Raw genomic sequence first — 25,412 nt, 5'->3', positions numbered from 1 at the left:
AAGTTACTCGCCAGTAGGTGAAATAGGACACACCTCCGCGAGCGGGCATACTAGAGTGAAAGCAGCCCCTCGTGGCCCGTGGATATCAAAGGAGCTACCGTGCGTGAAATCAGTGTTCCTCCCCTCGTCAATATCGCCCCGGAAACCAACATCACGGACTTCGTGATCCGGGAAGCCGAAAAGGCGTCAAACCCAGCGTTGTTCTCCAAGCTGGACAGCAATGGGCAGTGGCAGGACATCCGGGCCAAGGACTTCCTCGCTGATGTCAGGGCCCTGGCAAAGGGCCTGATTGCCAGCGGCGTCGCCACCGGCGACCGGGTGGGCATTATGTCCCGGACCCGGTACGAATGGTCGTTGGTGGACTTCGCCATCTGGTTCGCCGGTGCAGTCTCGGTCCCGATCTATGAAACGTCTTCTCCTTCCCAGGTGGCGTGGAACCTGGGTGACTCTGGTGCGGTGGCAGCCTTCGGCGAAGCCGCACACCACGAGGACGTCATACGCCAGGCGGTGGCAGCCGAGGACATCAGCTCGGTGGCCCACGTCTGGCAGCTTGAGGGTGCGGGGCTGGATGCCCTGCGGGCAGCCGGTGCAGGCGTACCCGACGACGAACTCGAGTCCCGCCGCTCCTCCGCGGGCCTGGCCGATCTCGCCACCATCATTTACACCTCCGGCACCACCGGCAGGCCCAAGGGCTGCGAATTGACCCACGGCAACTTCGTGGAGCTCTCCGAGAATGCCCGCGCGTCCCTTCCCGAAATCATCAATGAGTCGGGCAAGACCATCATGTTCCTGCCGCTGGCCCACGTCTTTGCCCGGTTCATCTCCGTGCTTGCCGTGGCCGGCGGCGTCCAGGTAGCCCATACCCCGGACATCAAAAACCTGCTGGCCGACCTCCAGAGTTTCCAACCGACGTTCATCCTGGCTGTCCCCCGCGTCTTCGAGAAGGTGTACAACTCGGCGCTGACCAAGGCCGAAGACGGCGGCAAGGGCGCCATCTTCCACCGCGCCGTGGACACCGCGATCGCCTACTCCAAGGCCCGCGAGTCAGGTTCCCTGGGCCTCGGCCTGAAGATCAAGCACGCAGTGTTCGACAAACTCGTTTACGGCAAGCTCCGCGCGGCCATGGGTGGACAGGTAGCCCACGCCGTGTCCGGCGGCGGCCCTCTGGGTGAACGCCTTGGCCACTTCTTCCAAGGCATCGGCCTGCAGATCCTGGAAGGTTACGGACTCACCGAAACAACCGCGCCCATCTCCGTCAACACTCCTTCCATGATCAGGATTGGCACTGTTGGCGCCCCCTTGCCCGGAAACTCCGTCAAGATTGCCGACGACGGCGAAATCCTCGCCAAGGGAGTCTGCGTCATGCGCGGTTACTACAAGCGCGAAGACCTCACGGAAGAGACCTTCACCGACGGCTGGTTCCGCACCGGCGATATTGGCGAGTTGGACAGTAACGGATTCCTCAAGATCACTGGCCGCAAGAAGGAAATCATCGTGACGGCCGGCGGCAAGAACGTGGTTCCCGCGTTGCTCGAGGACCAGATCCGCGCTGATGCGCTGGTCTCCCAGGTTTTGGTGGTGGGCGATAACCGCCCGTTCATCGGCGCTCTGGTCACCCTCGATGAGGAAGCCCTCCCAGGATGGTTGGAACGCCACGGGCTGCCGTCCAGCACGTCGTTGGGCGAAGCCGCGGACCATGCGGTGGTGAAAGCCGCGGTGCAGGAACTCATCAGCAAGGCCAACCAGTCAGTGTCCCAGGCTGAAGCCATCAAGTCTTTCCGGATTGTCCCGGCGGACTTCACGGAGGCCTCAGGGCACCTCACCCCGTCCCTCAAGGTCAAGCGGGCCCAGGTCATGAAGGACTTCAACGCCGTGATCGAGGAAATGTACTCGTCTCCACGCGCTTCCTAGAAAACGACAAAAAAGTACCCCGTCCGGACGTTTCCGGACGGGGTACTTTTATGGGCGGATTGCTAGCTGATCACCAGCAGCAAGTCGCCACCCTGGACCTGCTCCACCGAGGAAATAGCCAGGCGCGAGACCGTGCCGGCTACCGGCGTCGTGATGGATGCTTCCATCTTCATCGCCTCAATGGTGGCCACGGTATCGCCTGCGTTGACGACGTCGCCCGCCTTGACCGTGACCGTCACGGCACCGGCGAACGGGGCTGCAACCTGGCCGGGCTGGGCAGGATCGGCCTTCTCTGCTGCCTTGACGTTGCTGACCACCGAACGGTCACGGACAACCACCGGGCGGGACTGGCCGTTGAGCGTGCACATCACAGTGCGCATGCCCTTCTCATCGGCTTCGGACACAGCCTCAAGCTGGGCAATGAGGCGGACGCCCTTTTCCAGCTCGATGACATGCTCTGAGCCTTGCTGGAAACCGTAGAGGTAGTCACGGGTGTCCAGCACGGAGATGTTGCCGTAGGTCTCCACACTCTTCAGGTAGTCCTTGGTGGGACCGGCGAACAGCAAACGGTTCAGCGTGTGCTGGCGCGTCTTGGAATCCCCCTTGAGCGCAGCGCTGTCTTCGGCGCTGATATCCACATCGCGGACCTTGACACTGCGGCCCTGCAGTGCCTTGGTACGGAACGGCTCGGGCCAGCCTCCAGGAGGATCTCCGAGTTCGCCGGACAGGAAGCCGATGACGGAGTCAGGGATGTCGTAGTTCTGCGGGTTCTCGTTGAAGTCCGCCGGATCAGCGTTCAAGCCAACCAGGTGCAGGGCGAGGTCTCCCACCACCTTGGAGGAAGGCGTCACCTTGACCAGCCGGCCCAGGATGCGGTCGGCAGCGGTGTACATGTCCTCGATGGCTTCGAACTGCTCCCCCAGCCCCAGGGCAATAGCCTGCTGGCGAAGGTTGGACAGCTGGCCGCCCGGGATTTCGTGCTGGTAGACACGGCCTGTGGGGCCCGGCAGACCTGACTCGAAGGGCGCGTAGACGCGGCGGACAGCTTCCCAGTAAGGCTCCATGGCGCCCACATTTTTCAGGCTGAGGCCGGTGTCCCGCGGGGTGTTGGCCAAGGCTGCCACCAAGGCCGAAGCGGCAGGCTGGCTGGTGGTCCCGGCAAGGGAGGCAGCAGCGACGTCAACAGCGTCCACGCCGGCTTCAACGGCAGCGAGGAGGGTTGCCAGCTGCCCACCGGCGGTATCGTGCGTGTGGAGATGCACCGGCAGGTCGAAGCGCTCGCGCAACGCCGTCACCAGCTTTGTGGCCGCAGCCGGACGCAACAGGCCTGCCATGTCCTTGATGGCGAGGATGTGGGCACCGGCGTCGACGATCTTCTGGGCGAGGTCCAGGTAGTAGTCAAGGGTGTACAGGTCCTCATTGGGGTCAAGGAGGTTGCCCGTGTAGCAAAGCGCCACTTCTGCGACGGCGGTGCCGGTGGCCCGGACGGCCCGGATGGCCGGTGCCATCTGGTTGACGTCGTTGAGGGCATCGAAGATGCGGAAGATATCGATGCCGGTGGCTGCTGCTTCGTTAACGAAAGCCTCAGTCACTTCCTCAGGGTAGGGCGTGTAGCCCACGGTGTTGCGTCCGCGGAGCAGCATCTGGAGGCAGGTGTTGGGAAGTGCCTGACGCAGTGCGGCCAGACGGTCCCAGGGGTCCTCACCGAGGAAACGCAGGGCGACGTCGTACGTCGCACCGCCCCAGGCTTCCACGGAAAGGAGTTCCGGCATCAGGGCCGTCACCGCCGGACCGGCCGCGACGAGGTCACGGGTGCGGACGCGGGTGGCCAGGAGCGACTGGTGGGCATCACGGAAGGTGGTGTCCGTGACGGCCAGGGCCTGCTGCTCCCGAAGGGCCTTGGCGAAGCCCTCGGGCCCGAGTTCCATCAGCTTCTGGCGCGAACCTGAGGTGGGAACCGGCCCCTCGATCGCCGGCAGCTTGCTGGCCGGGTCTGAGTGGACCGTGAGCTCACCGTTCGGCTTGTTTACAGTCACCTCGGCCAACCACGTGAGCAGCTTGGTGCCACGGTCGGCGGAGATGTGGGACTTCAGCAGCTCCGGGCGCTTGTCAATGAAGTCAGTGGCCACGTTGCCGGCGTTGAAGTCCGGATCCGCAAGGACAGCCTGCAGGAAGGGGATGTTGGTGGACACGCCGCGAATACGGAACTCTGCGAGGCCACGGCGGGCACGGGCCACTGCTGCCGGGTAGTCCCGGCCACGGCAGGTCAGCTTGACCAGCATGGAGTCAAAGTGCGGGCTGATCTCGGCACCCGAGTAAACGGTACCGCCGTCGAGCCTGACACCGGCACCGCCGGCAGAGCGGTAACCCGTGATCTTTCCGACGTCCGGACGGAACCCGTTGGCGGGGTCTTCCGTGGTGATGCGGCACTGCAGCGCGGCACCCTTGATGAAAACGGTCTCCTGGCTCAGGCCAAGGTCCGCCAGGGTCTCACCCGAAGCGATGCGCATCTGCGCCTGTACGAGGTCCACATCCGTGATTTCCTCGGTGACGGTGTGCTCCACCTGGATACGGGGGTTCATTTCGATGAACACATGCTGCCCGGCGCGCTCACCCTCGGTGTCCACCAGGAATTCCACGGTTCCCGCATTGACATAGTTGAGGGCCTTCGCGAAAGCAACGGCATCGCGGTAGAGCGCCTGGCGGATGTTCTCATCCAGGTTCGGCGCAGGAGCGATCTCCACCACCTTCTGGTGGCGCCGCTGCAGTGAACAGTCACGTTCGAAGAGGTGCATGACATTGCCCTCGGCGTCAGCCAGGATCTGCACTTCGATGTGGCGGGGACGCAACACAGCCTGCTCAAGGAACATGGTGGGATCGCCGAACGCGGCGTCAGCCTCACGCATGGCGGACTGCAAGGCCTCGGGGAGGGCTTCGCGCGTCTCCACACGGCGCATACCGCGGCCACCGCCACCGGCGACAGCCTTTGCGAAGATGGGGAACCCAATATCGTCCGCTGCCGCAATGAGCTCGTCAAGATCCTTGGACGGCTTGCTCGACTTCAAGACAGGTACGCCGGCCTTGCGGGCTGCTTCCAGTGCCGCAACCTTGTTGCCGGCGAGTTCCAGCACCTCCGCGGGCGGACCCACAAAGGTGATTCCGGCTGCCTTGGCAGCACGGGCGAGGTCCGGGTTCTCCGAGAGGAAGCCATAGCCGGGGTAGATGGCGTCTGCGCCGGCTTCCTTGGCGACGCGGACAACCTCCTCCACGTCAAGGTAGGCGCGGACGGGATGGCCCACCTCGCCGATCAGGTAAGCTTCGTCGGCCTTCTGCCGGTGGATCGAGTTACGGTCCTCGTGCGGAAAGACGGCTACGGTCTTGGCGCCCAGTTCATAACCAGCGCGAAACGCCCTGATCGCGATTTCGCCGCGATTGGCCACCAGAATTTTCGAAAACATACTTCTCCTGCATCATTGCGGGTGGATCGGTCGGTGGTCACAGTGTGTAGTGCCGCCAGCATCAAACACAAATCTTTGTGGCAACCATCACAATGGAATCGTCATGTGGGCTGTATATGCGTGCGCGCGATCCGACGGCATGCTATTGCTGCTTCGTCTCCCGCGGCCGGGCGCGTAGAAAGCGGGATTCAGCCGCGATGCACCATATGATGTTGAGGGGGCTTCGGCAAGCCCCGGCTCCGGCGCTTCCGGAGCCGAATCAGCGCGATACGGCAACCGGCGTTAGGTTTTGGGTTTTCAAGTGCAAGTAGTCAGCATCAGCAGCCTCAAAGGTGGAGTGGGAAAGACGTCCGTGACCACTGGTCTGGCGTCCGCGGCCCTCGCCGCCGGCATTCCTACCCTGGTGGTCGATCTCGATCCCCACGCCGACGCCACCACGGCACTGGGTGTCCAGCCGGGCGGGCAACTGGACATCGGCCGGATGCTGAAAAGCCCCCGGAAGGCCCGGCTCCAGGAAAACGTGGCGGGCAGCAGCTGGGTCTCCAACGGATCAAGCGACGGCACCCTGGATGTCGCAGTAGGTTCGGCGTTCACCGGAATCTACGATCGCCCGGACTTGGGACGGCGCGACCTCCGAAGGCTGTCAGCAGTACTGGCCGGCACCACAGCTTATGAACTCGTGCTGGTGGACTGCCCACCGTCCCTCAACGGGTTGACGCGCATGGCGTGGAGCGCCAGTGACCGGGTGGTCCTTGTGGCTGAGCCCGGGCTGTTCTCCGTAGCCGGCACTGAACGCACCATGAGGGCCATTCAACTCTTCCGGCAGGAGTTCGCTCCCAACCTGGCTCCGGCCGGCATCGTTGCCAACCGGGTTCGTACAGGCTCCGCAGAACACACCTTCCGCCTGGCTGAAATGGAATCAATGTTCGGTGACTTGCTGCTGACTCCCCACATTCCGGAACAGGCAAATTGGCAGCAGATCCAGGGTGCAGCCCACTCTGTGCACCACTGGCCCGGGGATTCGGCCAAGAACTCCGCCAAGCTGTTCGATGCGCTCCTGGAGAGCCTCCTGGCGGGACAACCATCCCTGCGGGACCGCCGCCAGCGCTAGGTGATGCAGCCTCGCACAGGGGCTGGAGCAAACAGCAGAGCGGGAACCACAGCAAACCTGGTATCGACAAGGAAAGCCTCCTCCCCAAGGGGAAGAGGCTTTCTGTGGTTTAAGACCGGGTCGTGCGGTCCAGTCAATCAATGCGGCAGGGTTCAGCCAATGCGGCGGGCCACTCGCCGCTTGCTCAATTCGTCGTCGGGAAAGGACTGCTCCACGGCGTGTTCACTCGGAAGAGCGGCCAGGCTTCCCTCTACTTCCCGCCATACGCGTCCAACGGCTATGCCGAAGACGCCCTGTCCGCCTTGGACGAGGTCAATGACTTCGTCCGCAGAGGTACATTCATATACGCTCGCACCGTCGCTCATCAGGGTAATTTGCGCAAGGTCCTCAACACCCCTCTCGCGGAGGTGCTCCACAGCGGTTCGGATCTGCTGCAGGGACACACCTGTATCAAGGAGCCGCTTGACCACTTTGAGAACCAGGATGTCGCGGAATCCGTAGAGCCGCTGGGACCCGGATCCTGCCGCCCCGCGTACGGCCGGCTCCACCAGGCCCGTACGGGCCCAGTAATCGAGTTGGCGGTACGTGATGCCTGCGGCTTTGCATGCAGTGGGACCGCGGTAGCCCGCGTCCTCGTCCAGCACAGGAAGGTCCTCTGTGAAGAGTAAACCTTGGGCGCCGGATGCGGGCGCAGCAATGCCGGTCGAGGCCTGCTTCAGCTCGCCTGCTTCGCCTTTCGGACTCACGTGACCTCCTTGTTCTCAGTTCCCTTGGGGACGGTGCATACCCTGGCACAACGCTGAAATGCAGCAGTGTAATTCCCACAAGTCCGCACCTTCCAGTGTGACTTGCGCAGGCAGTGTATGCAACGGGAACTTGATATCTTCGACGTTAGGCCCGTCGGGGGCCGAGGTCAAAGACCTTGGCCCCAATTTCCGGTCGTGTCGAAACTTTCACCCTCAACTTTAGGCTTAAGGTCCCTCAGCCCTCGAAGTCTTCGGGTTCCACGTCGTCCAAAAACTCCCGGAAGCGGCGCATTTCGCGTTCTTCGTCCACGCTGGGATCCGGCTCGGAGTCTTCACCTTCGTCGTGTTCCGTGATCCGGACACCGGCTTCTTCCATCACGGCATCAGCGCACCAAATGCGGCACTTGGCCCGGAGCGCCAGCGCCAGCGCGTCCGAAGCCCGGGAACTGACCACGGTGCCGTCGTCGAACTGCAGTTGCCCGTAAAAGATGTTGTCCTCAACAGCAACGATGTTGACGCTGATGATGGAGTGCCCCAGCGATTCAACAACGTCCACCAAGAGGTCGTGCGTCATGGGCCGGGGCGGAACCACTCCCTGCTGGGCCAAAGCAATGGCGCTGGCCTCCGGGGTGCCGATCCAGATAGGTACATGCCGTTCGCCATTGAGTTCGCGAAGAAGCACCAAGGGCTGGTTGGACGGCAACTCTATGCGCACGCCTACGATTTCGACTTCGATCATCAGCTGTCCATCCGGGAGATGCGATCATGGACGAGCGCCCTGTGAAGGGTGAGGCAGAGCTCACTGATCTCGCGGGCAGCTTCTGCTGCGCGGGCTTGGGACGCGGCGTCGCGGCGGGACGTCAGAGGCGCTACGGCCCGTTCCACCAAACCGAACTCACGGTCTGCCGCGGCCTGGAATGGACGAAGGTGCCTCGGTTCGAGGCCGTGCCCTTCCAACTGCACGCAGGCCCGCGCCACTTGAAGGGCGTGCTCGTCGAACCGCCCGCCGACGTGGCTGATAAGCCCGAAGCTCAGCAGTGATTCAAGCAACGGCACGCTCGCTCCCGACTCAGAGCGCAACTGCTCCTCGGTCAGTGCCCTCGCCCGTCCTTGCCTCTCGGCAGCCATTCCGGCCGAAACAGCTTGGGGCGCCACTGTCACGCCGGGTGGCAGATTTTCCGGGCGCTCACCGCGATCAATGGCGTCCAGGTAGTCCTTAATGACTTTCAGCGGAAGGTACTGGTCGCGCTGCAGCGCGAGGACGAAACGGAGGCGCTCGACGTCACCGTCCGCATACTGCCGGTAGCCTGCAGCGGTCCGCTTGGGGTTGATGAGCCCCTTTTCCTCCAGGAACCGGATTTTGGACGCAGTCATGCCAGGGAAGTCGTCACTCAGCTGGGCAAGGACTTCCCCAATGTTCAGGACCTGCGGTCCTCGGCGGTCCGGCTGGGCGATAGCCACAGGCAGGTACCCCGTCAGACTTGGCCTGCTGCGCGGACAGGGCTCAGGTAGTAGGTCAACCGGAACTTGCCGATCTGCACCTCGTTGCCGCTCTTCAGGTGCACACGGTCAACGCGGTCGTGGTTGACATATGTTCCGTTGAGGCTGCCCATGTCCACCAGTTCGAAGCCCGATGCCGTGCGAAGGAACTGGACGTGCTTGCGGGACACCGTGACGTCATCCAGGAAGATGTCTGCGTCCGGGTGCCGGCCCGCAGTGGTGGTGTCCGCATCCAAAAGGAACCGCGCTCCGGCGTTGGGCCCGCTGTGGGCAATAAGCAAGGCCGAGTTGGGCGGTAGTGCTTCCACGGATGCGCGCTCTTCAGGGGCCAGCTTGGGGGCGATGCTTGGCTCGTCCCACGTTGGCGTGATGCTGATGGAGGTGGTCTCCGACGTAGGCTGTTCCTCCGCGCCGTTCCCGACATTGGCTTGATTCTGTTCGCCGCCAACCATGGAATTTCCTCCTCATCTGCCGGCAGTTCAAAAACCTGCCAGCCACTTCCGCATCCCGGTACCGCCGGGCAAATCGGTTGCTGGCCCGCCGTCGCGCTTTTCCCGCTAAGGAAATTCAGCCTGGCGGGCCAGATAACTTTAGCCTACCTGTTGTTCGTACTCTGATGCACTGAGCAGGGAATCCACTGCATCTGCTTCTGCGAGCTTGACCTCAATGAGCCACCCTTCACCGTAAGGATCCGAGTTAATCAGCGCAGGATCGGTGTCCAACGCGTCATTGCGATTAATGACCTCGCCGCTCACGGGAGCATAGATGTCGCTGACGCTCTTGGTGGACTCAACTTCCCCCACCACCTCATTGCCGGTGACTTTTGTCCCGGGCTCAGGCATCTGGGCGTAAACGACGTCGCCCAGGGCATCCTGCGCAAAGTCGGTAATACCAATCCGCACAACGCCTTCGGCATCGGGAGCGGTAACCCATTCGTGCTCCGCGGTATAGGAAAGATCTTCTGGAATATTGCTCACGGGTGGCCTTTCATCGGGACAATGACGAACCTCGACGGCGGCCTGTGCTGGTGGCCACCGCTGAAAGTATAGGCACATTTCCCTGCGCCCAAGGGGGTCTCTGCCATGATTGACCCATGACTGAACAAGCACAAGTACCAGCTCGGAAAAAGCGCAATTGGGGCGTCAAAATAATCCTGATACTGGTGGCATTGCTTGTCGCTGTAGCCGCCTACTTTATTCTGGGGGCCATTCTCCCCCGCTGGTGGTCCGATGTCATTGCCGGCCAGATCAAGCGGGATCTCGGAGCCAGTGTCCTGGTGGGCATGTTCTACGGTTTCGTCTTCACCTTCGTTCCCCTCCTTGTGGCCTGGCAAGCCACCCGCAAGGCAGTCGCCTGGCCGTGGAAGATCGTCATTCTCCTGGCGGCAGTTGCCATCGCCACCCCGAACCTCCTGACGGCCGGCATTGCCTTTGGAACCTCGGAATCAGCCCACGCAGGCCAGCGGACGCTGAGCGTGGACGCCGGCTTCTTTACAACCTGGACGGCCGTGTCTGCCATTGCGGCAGTCGTGGTCTTCATCGCCGTCACAGTCCTGTGGGCTCTTTGGCGCCGGCGGGGCAAACAAATGAAAGCGCTGAAGCAGGCGGAAAACCAGCGCGTCAAGGCGGCGAAAAGCGCAGCAGCGGAGACGCAGGGACCCACGCCAAGCGCCTAGGCCACCCCACAGAACACGAAGCCCGCCACGGAACAATCCGTGGCGGGCTTCTTTTGCCGATGGGACACCTCAGGCGACGGTAGCCCCGCGTGGCTCGCGTTCGCCGTCGGGCGTGGCAGCAATTGTTGCGGCTCCCCCGCGCTTTGCGGCAGCGGCAGCAATGACCATGACCAGCAGCGCAGCGACGGTAATGCCGGCACCGGCCCAAATGGGCGAGGTGTAGCCGAGGCCAGCGGTGATGGTCACGCCGCCCAGCCAAGCTCCGAGAGCGTTACCCAGGTTGAAGGCACCGATGTTTGCGCCGGACGCCAGCGTTGGGGCCGTGGAGGCAAAGTGCATCACGCGCATCTGGAGGCCGGGGACCGTCGCGAAGCCGAAACCACCCATGAGCGCCAGCGAAACCAGCGTTGCGATGCTGCTGGACGCGGTGAGGGCGAAGAAGACCAACACTGCGACGAGCCCGGCGAGGATGACGACGAGGGATTTGTCCAATGCTCTGTCGGCAGCCTTGCCGCCCAGGACGTTGCCAACGAACAAGCCGCCGCCGAAGAGCACCAGGAGCCAGGGTACGGCTCCGGAATTGAAGCCGGATACCTCAGTCAATGTAAAGGCGATGTAGGTAAAGGCGCCGAACATGCCACCGAAGCCGAGGATGGTCACAATGATGGAAAGCCAGACCTGGCCGGACCGGAAGGCTCCAAGCTCACTGCGCAGGCCCTTGGTCGGTTCGGTGCCGGCCTTGGGGACCATGAGCGCGATGCCCACCAAGGCGATCACGCCAATGATAGTGATCGCCCAGAACGTGGAGCGCCAGCCGAAGTTCTGGCCCAGCAGGGTTCCGAAAGGCACGCCCAGGACGTTCGCGGCGGTGAGGCCCGTGAACATGATGGCAATGGCACCGGCCTTCTTGTGCGCCGGAACCAGGCTGGCCGCCACTACCGAGCCGATGCCGAAGAAGGCACCGTGGCACAGTGCGGCGACAATGCGGCCTACGAGCATTGCCGTGTAGCTGTCCGCGATGGCGGACAGGAAGTTGCCCGCAATGAACAGGACGAGCAAGCCCACCAGAACAGGCTTCCGCGGAAGCCGGGTCACGGCCGCCGTGACCAGCAGTGCGCCAACCGTAACGCTCAGGGCATAGCCGGAGATGAACCAGCCGGCTGCAGCCTCGCTGACCTGGAAGTCGGCGGCAACCTCGGGCAAGAGACCCATGATCACGAATTCTGTCAGTCCGATGCCGAATCCGCCGAGGGCAAGGGCAATTAACCCTGCGGGCATGTGAAGCTCCTTATGTGGTGGCTCCCAGGGAAAGTGGAACTGCGCCTCCGGGAACCGTAGAATAATAGTTGCAGACGCTTTATATATAGTTGCACACGCTAGGTACTTGCGCAAGCAACTAGTTTCCGGCGTCCCGATCTACACGACATCAAGTCAGGAGCACAGCAAACATGGGCATCAAGGATGACGCCGTAGAAGTTCGGGCGCAGGGTTGGCGGACCCTTGCCGCCCTGCACGGAAGCATCGAAGGGGAACTGGAGAAGGCGCTCCAGGCCTCAAGTGACCTGTCGGTAGTGGAGTACACGGTGCTGGATGCCCTGAGCCGTCAGGACGGCTGGCATATGCGGATGCAGCAACTGGCCCGCGCCACGGCCCTGTCCAGCAGCGCTACCACCCGCCTGGTCAACCGCTTGGAGGACCGCGGCCTGCTCACGCGCATCCTGTGCGCCGACGACCGTCGCGGCATCTACACCGAGCTCACCAACAGCGGACAAGAACTCTTGGAGTCGGCCAAGCCGGTCCACGACGAGACGCTGGCCTCCGCCCTTGAGGCCGCCGCCTCCGTGCCGGAGCTTGAACCGTTGGTGCGGGCACTCGGCGCGCTGCAGAGGGTTTAGCCCTACCCCCGTCATCCTTCGCTTCACCCGACGCAACCCGACGCTGACGCAAGGTGAAGCGAAGGGCCGGAAACAAGAAAGGACCGGAATCCCGCGTTTCCGCGTGATTCCGGTCCTTCATTGTCGGGCTGACAGGATTTGAACCTGCGACCCCTTGACCCCCAGTCAAGTGCGCTACCAAGCTGCGCTACAGCCCGCTGGTTCCACCGTTCTCCGCCCAGGTTATCCTCCGAAGAGTCCCACCTAAGCAGTCCGGCCGAACCACCTCCAAAAGCTTACACGAAGTTGGAGGTCGGAGACGCCATCACAGCCAAACTCGGCTGTGATGCCCGTCTCACTTAGCGCTTCTTGCCACGCTTCTCGCGGACGCGCATGTTGACCTCGATGGGCGTACCCTCGAAGCCGAACGTTTCGCGGAGGCGACGCGTGATGAAGCGACGGTATCCGGGATCCAGGAACCCGGTGGTGAACAGCACAAACTTCGGCGGACGGCTGGAAGCCTGGGTGCCGAAGAGAATGCGGGGCTGCTTTCCACCACGGACCGGGTGCGGGTGCGCAGCGACGAGCTCGCCCAGGAACGCGTTGAGGCGACCCGTGGGGATGCGGCGGTCCCAGCTCTCCAGTGCGATGTCCAGGGCAGGAACCAGGCGGTCCTTGTGCCAGCCTGTCTTGGCGGAGATGTTGACGCGGGGCGCCCACTCAACGTGCGCCAGGTCCTGCTCGATTTCGCGCTCCAGGTAGCGGCGGCGTTCGTCGTCCAGCAGGTCCCACTTGTTGAAGGCGAGGACCAGTGCACGGCCGGATTCAATGGCCAGCTGGAGGATACGCACGTCCTGCTCACTGAGGACTTCATCGACGGCAAGAAGCACGACGGCGACCTCCGCCTTTTCGAGCGCGGCCTGCGTCCGCAGGGAAGCGTAGAAATCGGCGCCCTGGGCCATGTGCTGGCGGCGGCGGATACCTGCGGTGTCCACGAAGCGCCAGGTACGGTCGCCAAGTTCGATGAATTCGTCGACAGGGTCACGCGTGGTCCCGGCCAGCGGATCAACCACGACGCGCTCAGAGCCTGCAAGCTTGTTCAGCAGCGAGGACTTGCCAACATTCGGGCGTCCGATCAAGGCGATACGGCGCGGACCGCCGGAGCGCTCAACGCCTTCCACCAGGGAGAACTCGGGAAGGGTATCCATGACGTGGTCCAGGAGGTCGGCAACGCCACGTCCGTGCAGTGCCGATACCGGGTACGGTTCGCCGAAGCCCAAGCCCCACAGCGTTGCCGAGTCAGCTTCCTGTGCGAAGTCGTCCACTTTGTTGGCCACCATGATGACCGGCTTCTTGCTCTTGCGGAGCATCTTCATGACACCCTCGTCCGTGGCCGTGGCACCAACGGCGGAATCCACCACAAAGAGGACGGCGTCTGCAAGCTCAACGGCCATCTCGGCCTGCTCGGCTACGCGGGCGTGGATGCCCTTGGCATCGTGCTCCCATCCACCGGTATCAACCAAGGTGAAGTTGCGGCCATTCCAGCGCGCCGAGTACATGACGCGGTCGCGGGTAACGCCCGGGGTGTCCTCAACCACGGCTTCGCGGCGGCCCAGGATGCGGTTGACCAACGTGGATTTGCCCACGTTCGGGCGGCCGATGATGGCCAAGACGGGGTCCAGCTTGAGGGGACCTTCGTCGCCTTCGTCGCCGTATTCGCCGCTGAGAAGTGCGGCATCTTCGTCATCGAGCTCGTAGTCGTCCAGGCCGGCACGCAGGGTGGCCGCGCGGAGCTCGGCCTCGTCATCGTCCAGGGCAGCCAGGTTTTCAGCCACCTGGTCGGTGCCGGTGGGCGTGTATTCGTCGTCGCCGGCTCCGTGGAGGCCGGATTTTTGAGTCGTATCGCTCATTGCACTTTCCTTAGGGGTGGTCTGCCGGCGTCCCGGCTACTGCTGTATGGCGGTGCTGCGGAGTGGATTCTCCGGGCGCAGGATCCCGGGGAAGGCCCTGTCCTGTGGCACGGATGGCATCCTGGACGTGATCGGCCAGGGCTGCGCGGATTTCCGCAGCCGCCCTGTCCATTGAAACACGGCCCGGTTCACCCTTCCGGCGCTTCACCGTAAGAGGTTCACCGAAGCTCACGTGGAGCTTGCGGCGCGGTTTGGGGATATGGTCGCGGTGCTCGTCGCCCTGGCGGGTTCCGAGGATGGCCACCGGTATTACTGTTGCTCCGGAGTTAATGGCAAGCCAGGCAACCCCGTTGCTGATGCTTTCGGCTGCACCGCTCCCCCGCGTGCCTTCCGGAAGAATCCCGACGCAGCGGCCGTCGTCGAGCAGTTGCTTGCCGAGATGCAGGGCGGCGCGGTCCCCGGAACGGTCCACCGGAATCTGTCCGGAGCCCCGCAGGACTGAACCAAGGAAGCCCCTGAACATCTCTTTCTTGACGAGGATGTGCATAGGCCGCGGAGAGGCGCCGAACATCACAGGCCCATCGAGGAAGCTGATGTGGTTCGCGGCGAAAATCACCGGTCCGCCGGCGGGAACGTTGCTTTTACCCGCCACGACGGTCCGGTACATGACGTGGTCAAGGAACCACCCGACGGGGCGGCTCCACACTTTGGTCCACGGAGCGGGAAGCCCGTGTCCTTGTTCCTTAGTCGCCATAGATCACCTTGCTGACGATCGCCAGGGCGGTCTCCACTGTTTCCTCGAAGTCCAGGTCCGAGGAATCCAGCGTCACCACGCCATCAGCTGCCTGGGTGAAGTTCACCACCGTGGAGTCCTTGGCGTCACGCTGGATGACTTGGGCTGCCAGCTGCTCTTTGCTCTGGGTGCCACCCAACTGGATGCCCCGGCGCCGGAGCCGTGCTTCCTCGCTGGCGGTCAGGAGCATGCGGACCTCGGCATTGGGGACGACGACGGTGGTGATGTCGCGTCCCTCCACCACCATGCGGTGGTGGTGCTGGTCGATCAGCTCACGCTGGCGGCGGATGAGCTCCGTGCGGGCACCGAGCGTAGTGGCCACAGCGCTGACGGACGAGGAGATCAAGGGATCCCGGATTTCGTCCGTGACGTCTGTGCCATCCACTGCCACGTACTCCGCAGCAGTGGATGTGCTGATCTCCAACGGCATGGCTTTGGAAGCCTGCTCCACTGCTGCGCCGTCCTGGAGGTCAACGCCTGTCTTGAGGCAGTACCAGGTGAGGGCCCGGTACATCGCGCCCGTATCCAGGTAAGCCAGTTTCAAGCGCCGGGCAACTTCCTTGCTGACGCTGGATTTGCCCGATCCGGAAGGACCGTCGATGGCAATGACCAACGGCTTGCCCGGACGGGCTACCGTTTCCGGTCCAAAAAATTCACGCGTCATTACTGGAGTACCCGCCATCCACGGTCAGTCAAAGCTTCAACAAGGAGGTCATGCTTGCTGGGAAGCACGGAAAGCTCCACCATGCCCACGTTTTGTCCCGACGAATGGTCGAGCCGGAGGTCCTCGAGGTTCACGCCAATCTCGCCGATCTCCGTGAGAAGGTGGGCAATCTGGCCCGGTTTGTCGTCCACCAGGATGGTGAGCCACGAGTAGGCCTGCGGAGGTCCGCCGTGTTTACCGGGAATCCTCGCCTGCCCTGCATTGCCCTCACTGATCAGTTGCGCAAGGTCCAGCCGAGCGCCGGGCGCCAACGGCTCTTCAAGAGTTCCGATCAAGCGGTTCAGGTCCTCGCGGACACCGTGCAGGATGGAAACCACCTTTTCCGCGTTGCCTCCCAGGATCTGCACCCAAAGGGTGGGATCGCTGGCGGCGATGCGGGTGGTGTCCCGGAGCCCGTTGCCAGCCAAGGAAAGGGCATGCAGGGGCGTACCTTGCAGCCGGCTGGCCAACAGGGAAGACATGATCTGGGGCAAATGCGATACCAGTGCCACAGCTTCATCGTGTTCGTCTGCCGTGAATTGGGAGACGATTCCCCCAAGATCCCCGGCCAACGACCGGGCAGCCTGAAGCGCCGCATCCGAGGTTTCCTCTGACGGGCAAACAACCCACGGCATGGAGGTGAAAAGCTCTCCCCGGGCAGCCACCGGGCCTGACTTCTCACGCCCGGCCATAGGATGCGTCCCCACATAGCGGGACAGGTCCACGCCACGCTCACGCAGCTGCGCCTGAATGGTCGCTTTCACGCTCGCGATGTCAACCACGACGGCGGACGGGTAGTCCGCCAAAGCCTTCTGCACGACGTCGGCGGTAACGTCCGGCGGAGCCGCGACAACAACCAGCTGGGGTTCTTCACCCAACTCGCCCAACGGCCGTCCCGCTCCGATATCCACCGCGACCGCCTGATTGGTGGGCGAAGGATCGGAAAGGAAGACCGGAACTCCGCGTCCGCGCAGGCCGAGGCCAATGCTGGCCCCCAGCAAGCCTGTACCGAGAACGACGACCGGGCCATCGAGATGGCCCCGGCCGTGCGTACCGAATGCCGACATGCCCTAGAGCCCTACAGATGCCAGGAGGTGTCCGACTTCCTGCCTGCCTAGGTTGCGGATGCTGCCCTGGCGCTGGTCACCCAAGCCGATGGGGCCGACCTTCACGCGGACAAGACGTTCCACCGGGAACCCGACGGCGTCAAACATACGGCGCACGATGCGGTTCTTGCCTGAGTGGAGCACAACCTCGATGAGGACGTGGCCCGGGGTGGAGTCCACCAACCGGAACGAGTCAACTGCGGCAACGCCGTCTTCGAGCTCGACGCCGTTCTTCAGCTTCGCGCCCACGCCCTGCGGGAACGGGCCGCGCACCTGGACGAGGTACGTCTTGGGTACCTCATAGGAAGGGTGCGTCAAGCGGTTGGCGAGTTCGCCGTCGTTCGTCAGCAGCAGCAGCCCCTCAGTGGCGACATCGAGACGGCCAACGTGGAACAGGCGTTCGCCCTTGTTCTTGTTGTTCTTCAGGAAGTCGCTGATGCAGGGACGGCCTTCGGGGTCCTCCATGGTGGAGACGACGCCCTTGGGCTTGTTGAAGACCATGTAGACGAGGGTTTCGTCGAGCTGGATCCGGATGCCATCGACGTGGATCACGGCAGCCGTGGGGTCCACGCGCATACCAAGCTCGGTGGTCACTACGCCATCAACCTCGACGCGTCCCTCGAGGATCATTTCCTCACAGACGCGGCGTGAAGCCACGCCGGCTTGAGCCATGACCTTCTGCAGGCGTACGCCGTCAACATCGTGAAGGTCCGACTGCGGGACTTCCTGGCGCGGTCCGCGGTTGCGGCCTGGCTTGCGGATGGGACCCAGGTTCTGGCCGAATCGTTCGCTGCCGAATGCCTTGGAGCCGTACTGCCTGGCGGGCTTGGCCTTGGGCTTCAGTGCGCCCGGCGTACCGGGTGCCTTGCCAAAGCCGGGCTTGTTGGAGCCGGGCTTGCGGAAGGGCTTCGCGGGCCTGGAGGCCTGGCCCCGGTCAAAGTCGCCCGCAGTTGTGGGGTTGTCAGGATCGAAAGGTGCCGCTTCGCGCGGCTTCGGAGCCTTGAAGGGTCGGCCTTCGCCCTGGGTGAAGTTGCGCTTTCCAGCGCCGGCGCTGCCGCCGCGGCCTGAGAAGCCGCCGGCGTTGGTGCGGCCCGTGCCGCCCTTGGCCTCATTGCGTCCAGAACTGTTGCGTCCCGAACTGTTACGTGGTGAACTCTGGCGTCCCGCCTGTGTCATGACCCGTCCTTGTGTAGTAATGGCCGGCTTTCCGTGCTGCAATCAACACTAGCCAGCCGGGCAGACATCGTCTGCCCCTTGTCGCTGTGCACCCTGAAGGTGCCGTGAATCCATCTGAAGTTTTCCTGCGGTGCCGGGCGTAGCCTGTGGCTACATCCGGCTGGCGTCGTAGTACTCGTCAATTCCTTCCAAACCTGGAAGGTGTGGCGAAAGCTGTGGCAGTTCAGCCACTGAGCCAATACCCATTCGCTCCAGGAAATACGAGGTTGTCCGGTAAAGGACAGCCCCGGATTCGGGATCGTTTCCGGAATCCTCGATCAAACCCCGTTGGGTGAGTGTCCGGACTACCGAATCGACGTTGACGCCGCGAATGGCAGATACCCGGGCCCTGGAGACCGGTTGCCGGTAAGCTATGACCGCCAGGGTCTCAAGCGCTGCTTGAGTGAGCCTGGTGGTCTGCCCTTCGAGAACGAACCTTCCCACGATGTCGGCAAAATCCGACCGTGAATAGATGCGCCACCCGCCGGCGACATTCCGCAATTCAAAACCCCGGGGTGCAGTGCTGGCATCGGCATAGCCGACAGCATCCACGTCCGGGGCTTTAACAGTATAGCCGCTATACTCCCGTTGCAGGTCATGCAGCAAATCCTCGACGACGGAGACCGTCACGTTGAGTCCGGCGGCCAACTCTTCCGACGTAGCAGGCTCGTCGATGACCATGAGCACTGCCTCCAAGGCTGCCCGTGCACCACCTGGCAGCGCTTCCAGGTCAGCCAGCCCCTCCTGGGCCGTTTCCTGCTCATTCACTGCTGTTCTCCCCGTTTTCCGGCCCCACGCCAGTCTCATACTCTTCGCTCAAGCGGGAACTGTCCCACCCGGCGTCGTCGCCCGTCCACCGAACCGTCAACTCCGCCAAGGGTGCGGGCTGTTCGAAAGCCACCACGCGGTCCCGGAACATTTCCAACAACGCAAGGAAGCGTGCCACGACCACCAGGGTGGTTTCTGCGTCGGCTATCAGCGCCTGGAAGGACAAGGGCGCGCCCAGCTTCAGGCGGTGGCCCATGATCCCGGCCTGTTCCTTGACGCTCACCGGCGGAGCGTGAAGATGGTCCAGGCCCACCTCGGCGGGAGCCGAATCCTTGGGTTTCAGCGCCTTGGCAGCAAGTTCCGCGAACTGTTCCGGGGTATGGCGCCATACGAGTTCGGGCAGCAGGGCGGCGAAATGGCTTTCCAGAGCAACCTGGCGCGGATAACGACGCGCTTCCTGTTCCAGCGTTTCACCCAGGATCCCGGCTATCTGCTTGAAAGCCTTGTACTGCAGGAGGCGGGCGAACAGGAGATCCCTCGCCTCAAGGAGCGCAATATCCTCTGCGTCCTCCACCTCACCGGCCGGCAGGAGGCGCGCGGCCTTGAGATCCAGCAGAGTGGCGGCGATGACCAGGAACTCGCTGGCTTCGTCCAGCGCCCAGTCCTCCCCCAGCTCCTGGAGCCGGCGGATGTACTTGATGAACTCATCGGTGACGGTGGCCAAGGCCACTTCGGTGATATCCATCTTGTGCTTGGAGATCAGGCCAAGCAGGAGATCGAACGGGCCCGTGAAGTTGGCCAGCCGTACCTCAAAACCGGGTTTGCGGGCTTCGGCGGTACCGGCGTCGGGCGCTTCCGCAGCAGCGGAAGCGCCAGCTTCCATGGCCGGAGCGAGAGACGGTCCCACGGTCGGCTAGGGCGCGCCGCCGCGCGAGATCAATTCCTTGGCAAGCCGGCGGTAGGCGTCGGCGCCAATGTGGTTGCCCGCATAACTGGTGATGGGCTCGGCCGCGACCGTTGCATCCGCGAACTTGATGGAGCGCTTGATGACGGTCTCGAACACCTTGTCACCGAAGGCCTCCACGAGACGTGAAATCACTTCGCGGCTGTGCAGGGTACGGGCGTCGTACATGGTGGCCAGGACACCGTCCACCTGCAGCCTCGGGTTGAGGCGGTCCTGGACCTTTTCGATGGTTTCCACCAGGAGGGCCACTGCCCGCAAGGCGAAGAACTCACAGATCAGCGGAATAATGACTCCGTGCGCTGCCGTCAGTGCATTGACGGTCAGCAGCCCCAGGGACGGCTGGCAGTCGATCAGGACGACGTCGTAATCGTCCTCGACGCTCTTGAGCGCGCGGTCCAATACCTGCTCGCGTGCCACCTCGTTGACGAGTTGGACTTCTGCGGCGGAGAGGTCGATGTTGGCGGGAAGAAGGTCAACACCCTCGACGCCGGTCTGCTGGATGGCATCCCGGATACTCACTTTGCGGTCCATCAGGACGTTGTACACAGTGAGGTCTAGCTCGTGCGGATTGGCACCCAGACCCGCGGAAAGCGCGCCCTGGGGATCAAAGTCCACCAGCAGGACACGCCGGCCGTATTCGGCGAGCGCAGCAGCGAGATTGATGGTGGAGGTGGTTTTACCCACGCCACCTTTCTGGTTGACCATGGCGATAACTCTCGCCGGGCCGTGGGAAGCAAGGGGAGCAGGTTCCGGAAATTCGCGGTAAGGGCGGCCTGTTGGCCCCATGATGGCGTCTTCCAGATCGAGCTCGGTGCCTCCCAGCGTAGCTGTTCCTCGTTCGATGCTCACGTATCTAACCACTCTTTCGACGACGATCTTCCCTGCCGCTGGCCCCCAGCTACAGCGCTACTACCCACCTAGGCTACAGCGCCCGACACGGTTATTTGGGGAACTTGACTTTGTCCTGCTCGTGAGCCTTGACCCTCTAGCTGAGGTAGAAGGTTGCCTTCATTGCCGCAGTTTGGCGGCCACATGCGGAAGGCCGGCACCTGGAGAGGTGCCGGCCTTCGTAAATGATGCGATGCGCTGATCCCTGCCAGGGTTAGACGGTTGCCTTTTCGCGGGTTTCAGCTTCAGGAGCGGCCTCTTCTTCGCCGCCATGGGCGATCATGGTCTGCTCATCGAAGGGTTCGCTGCCGGAGAGGACACGCTCCACCTGTCCATTGTCGATTTCCTTCACCCAGGTTCCGATCAGGACCGTGGCTACTGCATTGCCGGTGAAGTTGGTCAAGGCGCGGGCCTCGGACATGAAGCGGTCGATTCCTACGATCATGCCCACGCCGCCGAGCAGCTCCGGCTTGTGTGCCTGAAGACCTGCGGCAAGGGTTGCAAGTCCCGCTCCCGTGACACCGGCGGCACCCTTTGAAGCGATGATCATGAAGACCAACAAGGAGACCTGGGCGCCGAGGTCCAGCGGGGTGCCCATGGCGTTGGCGACGAAGAGCGAAGCCATGGTCAGGTAGATCGCCGTGCCGTCAAGGTTGAAGGAGTAGCCCGTGGGAACGGTGACGCCAACTACCGGCTTGGAGACACCCAGGTGCTCCATCTTGGCGATCAGGCGGGGCAGCGCTGCTTCGGAGGAGGAAGTGGAGAAGATCAGGAGGTACTCACGGGCCAGGTACTTCATGAGCTTGAAGATGTTGACGCCGGCCACTGCACGGAGCAGGGTTCCGAGGATCACCACGATGAACAGTGCGCAGGTGACATAGAAGGCCAGCATCAGCGTGAACATGCTGAGGATTGCCTGGGCGCCTGTGGCACCAACGACGGCGGCAATGGCACCGAACGCGCCTACCGGCGCCAGCCACATGATCATAATGAGGATGCGGAAGACGAGGCGCTGACCGTGGCCGATTGCGGCGAGGATAGGGGCTCCCTGCTTGCCCATTTTCTGCAAGGCGAAACCGACCAGGATCGCGGCAAGCAGTGTGGGCAGGACCGGGATATCACCGGGGATGATGCCCAGAAGGAAGTCAACAGTGCTGTTGGTGTCCGCCTTCTTGGTGGGATCGTACGGGGTCAGCTTGAGTCCCTCACCCGGGTGGATGAGGTTGCCCACCACGAGGCCGATGGCCAGGGCAAAGGTTGACATGGCCACGAAGTAGCCGAGGGCAAGGCCACCCACCTTGCCAACAGTGGCAGCCTTGGCGATGGAGCCGATGCCCAGGACGATGGTGCAGAAAATGACCGGCGCGATCATCATCTTGATGAGCTTGATGAAGCCATCGCCGAGTGGCTTGAGTGACTTGCCGACTTCGGGGAACATCAAGCCGACCACGGCGCCGAGTACTACGGCAAGGATGACCGCGATGTACAAGTAATGCGACTTGTCGAGCCCCTTGCGTCCAGCTTTGGCAGCTACTGCCGACTCTCCTCGTTGAGAGGTCATGGGATTCTCCTTTGGATACTGTGTAAGGCGCTGCGGTCCTGCACTGATGTCCAATCCGCTGCCCTTGTGTGATATCCATCATTGAGCCGTTGGTGACACACATCACCGTTGCGGTCATATTGGTCATGGAGGTCCACGTGTTTCACAGCTGGAGCATCGCCCGCAGGTTGTTTGTGGCAAACCTCCTGTTCGTCCTGGTCCTGACGGCGGTGTTTGGAGCCTTTTCCGTGGTGGAAGCCCGGGACAGGGCCTACGACAACGCCGGGGGTCGAATGCTCGCCGTGGCGACATCCATTGCCGACAACCCGTTGGTCCTGGACGCGGCTTCAGCTGCGGAGCCCTCTGCTACGCTGCAGCCCTACGCGCTGGACGTCATGGACGATGCGGATGCCGATTTCATCACCATCATGGCTCCGGACAGGACGCGCTGGACGCACCCGAGGGTCGAAGAACTCGGCAAGCCCTACATCGGAACCATTGAGCCCGCGCTGCGGGGCGAGACGTTCACGGAGGTCACGGCAGGCACCTTGGGTCCGTCGGTTCGAACCATCGCACCGGTCAAAGCTGCCGACGGAACCGTCAAAGCCCTGGTGGCAGCGGGAGTTACCGTCCGGACGGTAGATACGGATGTGGCCGAGCGCCTGGGGGTGATCGGAGGCATAGCACTGGTGGTGTTGAGCTTTGGCTCCGTCGCTTCGTGGCTCCTTGGGAGGTATCTGAGATCGGTAACGCGGGGCTGGGGACCGGAACAGCTCGCTCAGCTGTTTGCCTACTACGAGTCGGTCCTGCACTCCGTACGCGAGGGTGTGATCCTGATCGATAACCACGGCAAGGCAGTCATGTATAACGACCAAGCCGCCGAGTTGCTGGGCCTGCAGCCTTCGGACGCCGACCGTTCCCCTGTCGATGCCCCGAAACTCGCTGATCTCCCCTTCGACGGCAGCCTGCGGGCGCTGTTCGAATCCGGCAGGCCAGCACACGACGAGATTCACCTGACCGGTTCCCGGATCCTGGTAGTGAACCAGGCCCCCGCAGTAGGGCCGGTGCCTGAGCGCAGCCGACAGAAACCCGCGGTCTACGGCACAGTGGCCACCATCCGCGACCGTACCGAGATCGAATCTCTGGGCACGGAACTCCAGACCATGAAAACCCTCTCGGATGCGCTGCGCGCGCAGACACATGAACACGCAAACCGGCTCCACATGATCGTCTCCCTGCTGGAACTTGGCCGCACACCCCAGGCTTTGGACTTTGCCACCAAGGACCTTGAACTCAGCCAGCAACTCACCGACGACATGGTGGCGTCGGTGGATGAGCCCGTCATGAGCGCCTTGGTGATGGGCAAGGCGGCAGAAGCCCACGAACGCGGGGTGGAGTTGGAGGTCCGGACGTCAGGGAGTTCCGGTGTCCGTGGCCTGGAGATCCAGGACCTGGTGACGATCCTCGGAAACCTGCTGGACAATGCCATTGATGCCGCGGCTGCCGGTGACTTCCCACGGAAGGTGGAGCTGGACGTGGAAGCCGGACCTGCCGCCGTCGAATTCACGGTCCGGGACTCCGGGAGCGGCATCAATCCGGAGTCCATTGACGACGTACTGCAGTACGGCTTCAGCACGAAGTCTCCGGACAAAAACCCGCGCGGCTCCCACGGGCGCGGCGTTGGCCTGGCACTGGTGCGCCAGGCCGTGGATCGGCTCAACGGTACGATGACCATCAGCAATCCCGGCGGAGCACAATTCCATGTAGTGCTGCCCGCGTCGGTTCCTGAGGAAGAGAAGGCATGACAGACATCCGTGTCCTGGTAGTGGAGGATGAGCCCATAGCTTCGGACGCCCACTCCGTCTATGTCGGCCGCCTGGACGGGTTTTCGCTGGTGGGCACTGCCCCTGACGGCCAGTCGGCACTGCGCATCCTTGGGGAGTTCGCTGCATCGGGGGCCCCCGTTGACTTGGTCCTGCTGGACATGAATCTGCCTGACCTTCACGGGCTCGACGTGGCCCGGCGCATGAGGTCCGCGGGAGTTTTTGCCGACATCATTGCCATCACCGCTGTCCGGGAACTGAACATCGTGCGCAGCGCCGTGTCCATCGGCGTCGTGCAGTACCTCATTAAGCCCTTCACGTATGCAACATTCGCGGACAAGCTCGGCAGCTACCGAACGTTCCGTGAGCAGCTGGCCGGTTCATTGTCCGGAATCTCCAAGGCGGGAGCCTCCCAAAGCGATGTGGACCAGGCCTTTGCCAGTCTCCGCGCTCCGACGGAACTACCGCTGCCGAAGGGCCTTTCGGGATCCACTCTGGAAGCGGTGAAAGACCTGATGCGGGCGCGGCAGGAAGCGGTCTCCGCGAGCGAAGTCATGGACGCCCTGGGCATGTCCCGCGTCACCGCACGCCGGTATCTGGAATATTTGGCCGACGCCGGGACAGTCACCAGGGCGCCCCGGTACGGCACCCCTGGGCGCCCTGAGAACGAGTACGGCTGGAATCGCGGATAGGCATCTGTATACACAGAAAGCGTTTTTGGCCGTATTGCTCGCCTCAGAGGCCATTGGTGTATACACTGGGGGCATGCGCGCCAGTGATCGGGCTTACAACGCCCTCCGTGAAGACATTATTGAATGGCGTCTTCGGCCGGGCACCGTCCTCGCGGAAGTAGAGCAGTCCGAACGCCTCGGAGTGTCGCGCACGCCGGTCCGTGAGGCGCTGAGCCGGCTCACCGCGGAAGGATTGACGACGGCGGCAGGAGGCCGCGGCGTCGTCGTCACCGATATTTCGCTTGAGAGCATCGACGAACTGTTCGAACTGCGCGAAACCCTCGAAGTGAAGGCCGCCGCGCTGGCGGCCCAGCGTGGAGAGCCCGGTGTCTTCGCCGAGCTGCACACCCAGCTGCTACTGGCCCCAGAACTGCTCCGCGACGACGATCCCGCACGCCATGAGTACTACGCCTTGGTGGGTCGCCTGGATGAGGCAATTGATACCGCGATCTCCAACTCCTACCTTGCCCAGGCGATGCGCAGCTTGCGCGTCCACTTGGTCCGCGTCCGCCGCCTGGCAGCCGACGACACTGCCAGGCTCCACGCGGCAGCCGCGGAACATGCCGCGATCGCCGAGGCCATCGCCGCCGGCAAACCACGGCTGGCCGAGGCCGCCACCACAGTCCACTTGCACCGCAGCCTCACCCACGTTAAAGCCACCCACACCACTGCCCTGAAACACCCTGCCTAGAAGGA

The 25,412-nt window shown here is 63.0% G+C and carries 23 protein-coding genes and 1 tRNA gene; 7 read left to right on the top strand and 17 right to left on the bottom strand.

The window, feature by feature from the left end:
- Positions 1–99 precede the first annotated feature (99 nt).
- The gene (locus ABQM86_RS08860; protein ID WP_280627700.1) at positions 100–1,911 is read left to right on the top strand and encodes a long-chain fatty acid--CoA ligase; all 1,812 of its coding nucleotides are present in this window, start codon (positions 100–102) and stop codon (positions 1,909–1,911) included.
- 62 nt (positions 1,912–1,973) lie between these two features.
- Here the strand turns inward: ABQM86_RS08860 and ABQM86_RS08855 are convergent, their stop codons facing one another.
- Positions 1,974–5,369 carry a pyruvate carboxylase gene (locus tag ABQM86_RS08855; RefSeq protein WP_369746413.1) on the bottom strand — a complete coding sequence of 1,132 codons (3,396 nt, stop codon included), beginning with the start codon at positions 5,367–5,369 and terminating at the stop codon, positions 1,974–1,976.
- A gap of 301 nt (positions 5,370–5,670) precedes the next feature.
- Between ABQM86_RS08855 and ABQM86_RS08850 the strand changes: the two genes are divergently transcribed.
- A complete protein-coding gene (locus ABQM86_RS08850) occupies positions 5,671–6,480 on the top strand; it encodes a ParA family protein (RefSeq protein WP_207597098.1) in 810 nt (269 codons plus the stop codon).
- Positions 6,481–6,632: 152 nt separating this feature from the next.
- On the opposite strand, the gene ABQM86_RS08845 is transcribed toward ABQM86_RS08850, so the two are convergent.
- The 5 genes from ABQM86_RS08845 to gcvH form a co-directional block, all read right to left on the bottom strand.
- Positions 6,633–7,226, bottom strand: a complete 594-nt coding sequence (locus ABQM86_RS08845) for a MerR family transcriptional regulator (protein ID WP_026542483.1) — start codon at positions 7,224–7,226, stop codon at positions 6,633–6,635.
- A 235-nt stretch (positions 7,227–7,461) separates the two neighbouring features.
- Entirely contained in the window at positions 7,462–7,965 is a 504-nt protein-coding gene (locus ABQM86_RS08840; protein WP_026548570.1) for a bifunctional nuclease family protein, read from the bottom strand.
- Positions 7,965–8,681 carry a MerR family transcriptional regulator gene (locus tag ABQM86_RS08835; RefSeq protein ID WP_207597530.1) on the bottom strand — a complete coding sequence of 239 codons (717 nt, stop codon included), beginning with the start codon at positions 8,679–8,681 and terminating at the stop codon, positions 7,965–7,967. The genes ABQM86_RS08840 and ABQM86_RS08835 overlap by 1 nt, the downstream gene beginning before the upstream one ends.
- Before the next feature lie 20 nt (positions 8,682–8,701).
- Entirely contained in the window at positions 8,702–9,178 is a 477-nt protein-coding gene (locus tag ABQM86_RS08830; RefSeq protein WP_089594479.1) for an FHA domain-containing protein, read from the bottom strand.
- Positions 9,179–9,316: 138 nt separating this feature from the next.
- Positions 9,317–9,703: a glycine cleavage system protein GcvH gene (gene gcvH / locus ABQM86_RS08825; protein WP_089594478.1), complete on the bottom strand. Its 387-nt coding sequence runs from the start codon at positions 9,701–9,703 to the stop codon at positions 9,317–9,319.
- A gap of 116 nt (positions 9,704–9,819) precedes the next feature.
- Here gcvH and ABQM86_RS08820 point away from each other — a divergent pair, with 116 nt between their 5' ends.
- Complete coding sequence (locus tag ABQM86_RS08820) at positions 9,820–10,401, top strand: hypothetical protein (RefSeq protein ID WP_280627699.1); 582 nt, start codon at positions 9,820–9,822, stop codon at positions 10,399–10,401.
- 69 nt (positions 10,402–10,470) lie between these two features.
- Here ABQM86_RS08820 and ABQM86_RS08815 read toward each other — a convergent pair whose 3' ends face one another.
- Positions 10,471–11,679, bottom strand: coding sequence for an MFS transporter (locus ABQM86_RS08815; RefSeq protein ID WP_369746412.1), 1,209 nt, complete (start codon positions 11,677–11,679; stop codon positions 10,471–10,473).
- Between the two features lie 170 nt (positions 11,680–11,849).
- On the opposite strand from ABQM86_RS08815, the gene ABQM86_RS08810 reads away from it, so the two are divergent.
- Positions 11,850–12,296: a MarR family winged helix-turn-helix transcriptional regulator gene (locus ABQM86_RS08810; RefSeq protein WP_369746411.1), complete on the top strand. Its 447-nt coding sequence runs from the start codon at positions 11,850–11,852 to the stop codon at positions 12,294–12,296.
- 123 nt (positions 12,297–12,419) lie between these two features.
- Here ABQM86_RS08810 and ABQM86_RS08805 read toward each other — a convergent pair.
- The 10 genes from ABQM86_RS08805 to ABQM86_RS08760 all read right to left on the bottom strand — a co-directional run bounded on the left by ABQM86_RS08805 (position 12,420) and on the right by ABQM86_RS08760 (position 22,183).
- Positions 12,420–12,493, bottom strand: a tRNA-Pro gene (locus tag ABQM86_RS08805).
- A 141-nt stretch (positions 12,494–12,634) separates the two neighbouring features.
- Positions 12,635–14,185, bottom strand: a complete 1,551-nt coding sequence (gene der, locus ABQM86_RS08800) for a ribosome biogenesis GTPase Der (protein WP_207597094.1) — start codon at positions 14,183–14,185, stop codon at positions 12,635–12,637.
- A 10-nt stretch (positions 14,186–14,195) separates the two neighbouring features.
- Positions 14,196–14,939: a 1-acyl-sn-glycerol-3-phosphate acyltransferase gene (locus tag ABQM86_RS08795; RefSeq protein ID WP_207597093.1), complete on the bottom strand. Its 744-nt coding sequence runs from the start codon at positions 14,937–14,939 to the stop codon at positions 14,196–14,198.
- Positions 14,929–15,642, bottom strand: coding sequence for a (d)CMP kinase (gene cmk / locus ABQM86_RS08790; RefSeq protein ID WP_280627696.1), 714 nt, complete (start codon positions 15,640–15,642; stop codon positions 14,929–14,931). The genes ABQM86_RS08795 and cmk overlap by 11 nt, the downstream gene beginning before the upstream one ends.
- Positions 15,642–16,748 (bottom strand): prephenate dehydrogenase, encoded by a 1,107-nt coding sequence (locus tag ABQM86_RS08785; protein ID WP_280627695.1) that lies wholly within the window; start codon positions 16,746–16,748, stop codon positions 15,642–15,644. Before ABQM86_RS08785 ends, cmk begins: the two co-directional genes overlap by 1 nt.
- Positions 16,749–16,751: 3 nt before the next feature.
- Positions 16,752–17,963 (bottom strand): pseudouridine synthase, encoded by a 1,212-nt coding sequence (locus ABQM86_RS08780; protein WP_207597090.1) that lies wholly within the window; start codon positions 17,961–17,963, stop codon positions 16,752–16,754.
- Positions 17,964–18,113: 150 nt separating this feature from the next.
- Entirely contained in the window at positions 18,114–18,770 is a 657-nt protein-coding gene (locus ABQM86_RS08775; protein WP_280627693.1) for an SMC-Scp complex subunit ScpB, read from the bottom strand.
- On the bottom strand, positions 18,763–19,653 hold the full coding sequence (locus tag ABQM86_RS08770) for a ScpA family protein (protein ID WP_369746410.1): 891 nt from the start codon (positions 19,651–19,653) through the stop codon (positions 18,763–18,765). The genes ABQM86_RS08775 and ABQM86_RS08770 overlap by 8 nt, the downstream gene beginning before the upstream one ends.
- A 30-nt stretch (positions 19,654–19,683) precedes the next feature.
- Positions 19,684–20,583, bottom strand: coding sequence for a ParA family protein (locus ABQM86_RS08765; RefSeq protein ID WP_089594468.1), 900 nt, complete (start codon positions 20,581–20,583; stop codon positions 19,684–19,686).
- Between the two features lie 253 nt (positions 20,584–20,836).
- Entirely contained in the window at positions 20,837–22,183 is a 1,347-nt protein-coding gene (locus tag ABQM86_RS08760; protein WP_207597087.1) for a cation:dicarboxylate symporter family transporter, read from the bottom strand.
- Between the two features lie 137 nt (positions 22,184–22,320).
- On the opposite strand from ABQM86_RS08760, the gene ABQM86_RS08755 reads away from it, so the two are divergent.
- The 3 genes from ABQM86_RS08755 (at position 22,321) to ABQM86_RS08745 (ending at position 25,407) form a co-directional block, all read left to right on the top strand.
- The gene (locus tag ABQM86_RS08755) at positions 22,321–23,967 is read left to right on the top strand and encodes an ATP-binding protein (protein WP_369746653.1); all 1,647 of its coding nucleotides are present in this window, start codon (positions 22,321–22,323) and stop codon (positions 23,965–23,967) included.
- Positions 23,964–24,677, top strand: a complete 714-nt coding sequence (locus ABQM86_RS08750) for a response regulator (protein WP_280627691.1) — start codon at positions 23,964–23,966, stop codon at positions 24,675–24,677. Before ABQM86_RS08755 ends, ABQM86_RS08750 begins: the two co-directional genes overlap by 4 nt.
- A gap of 73 nt (positions 24,678–24,750) precedes the next feature.
- Complete coding sequence (locus ABQM86_RS08745) at positions 24,751–25,407, top strand: GntR family transcriptional regulator (RefSeq protein WP_369746409.1); 657 nt, start codon at positions 24,751–24,753, stop codon at positions 25,405–25,407.
- Positions 25,408–25,412: the final 5 nt, after the last annotated feature.

The sequence above is a fragment of the Paenarthrobacter sp. AMU7 genome, from assembly GCF_041200195.1.
Classification (GTDB): Bacteria; Actinomycetota; Actinomycetes; order Actinomycetales; family Micrococcaceae; genus Arthrobacter.
This window is presented reverse-complemented; position numbering and strand designations above follow the sequence as displayed.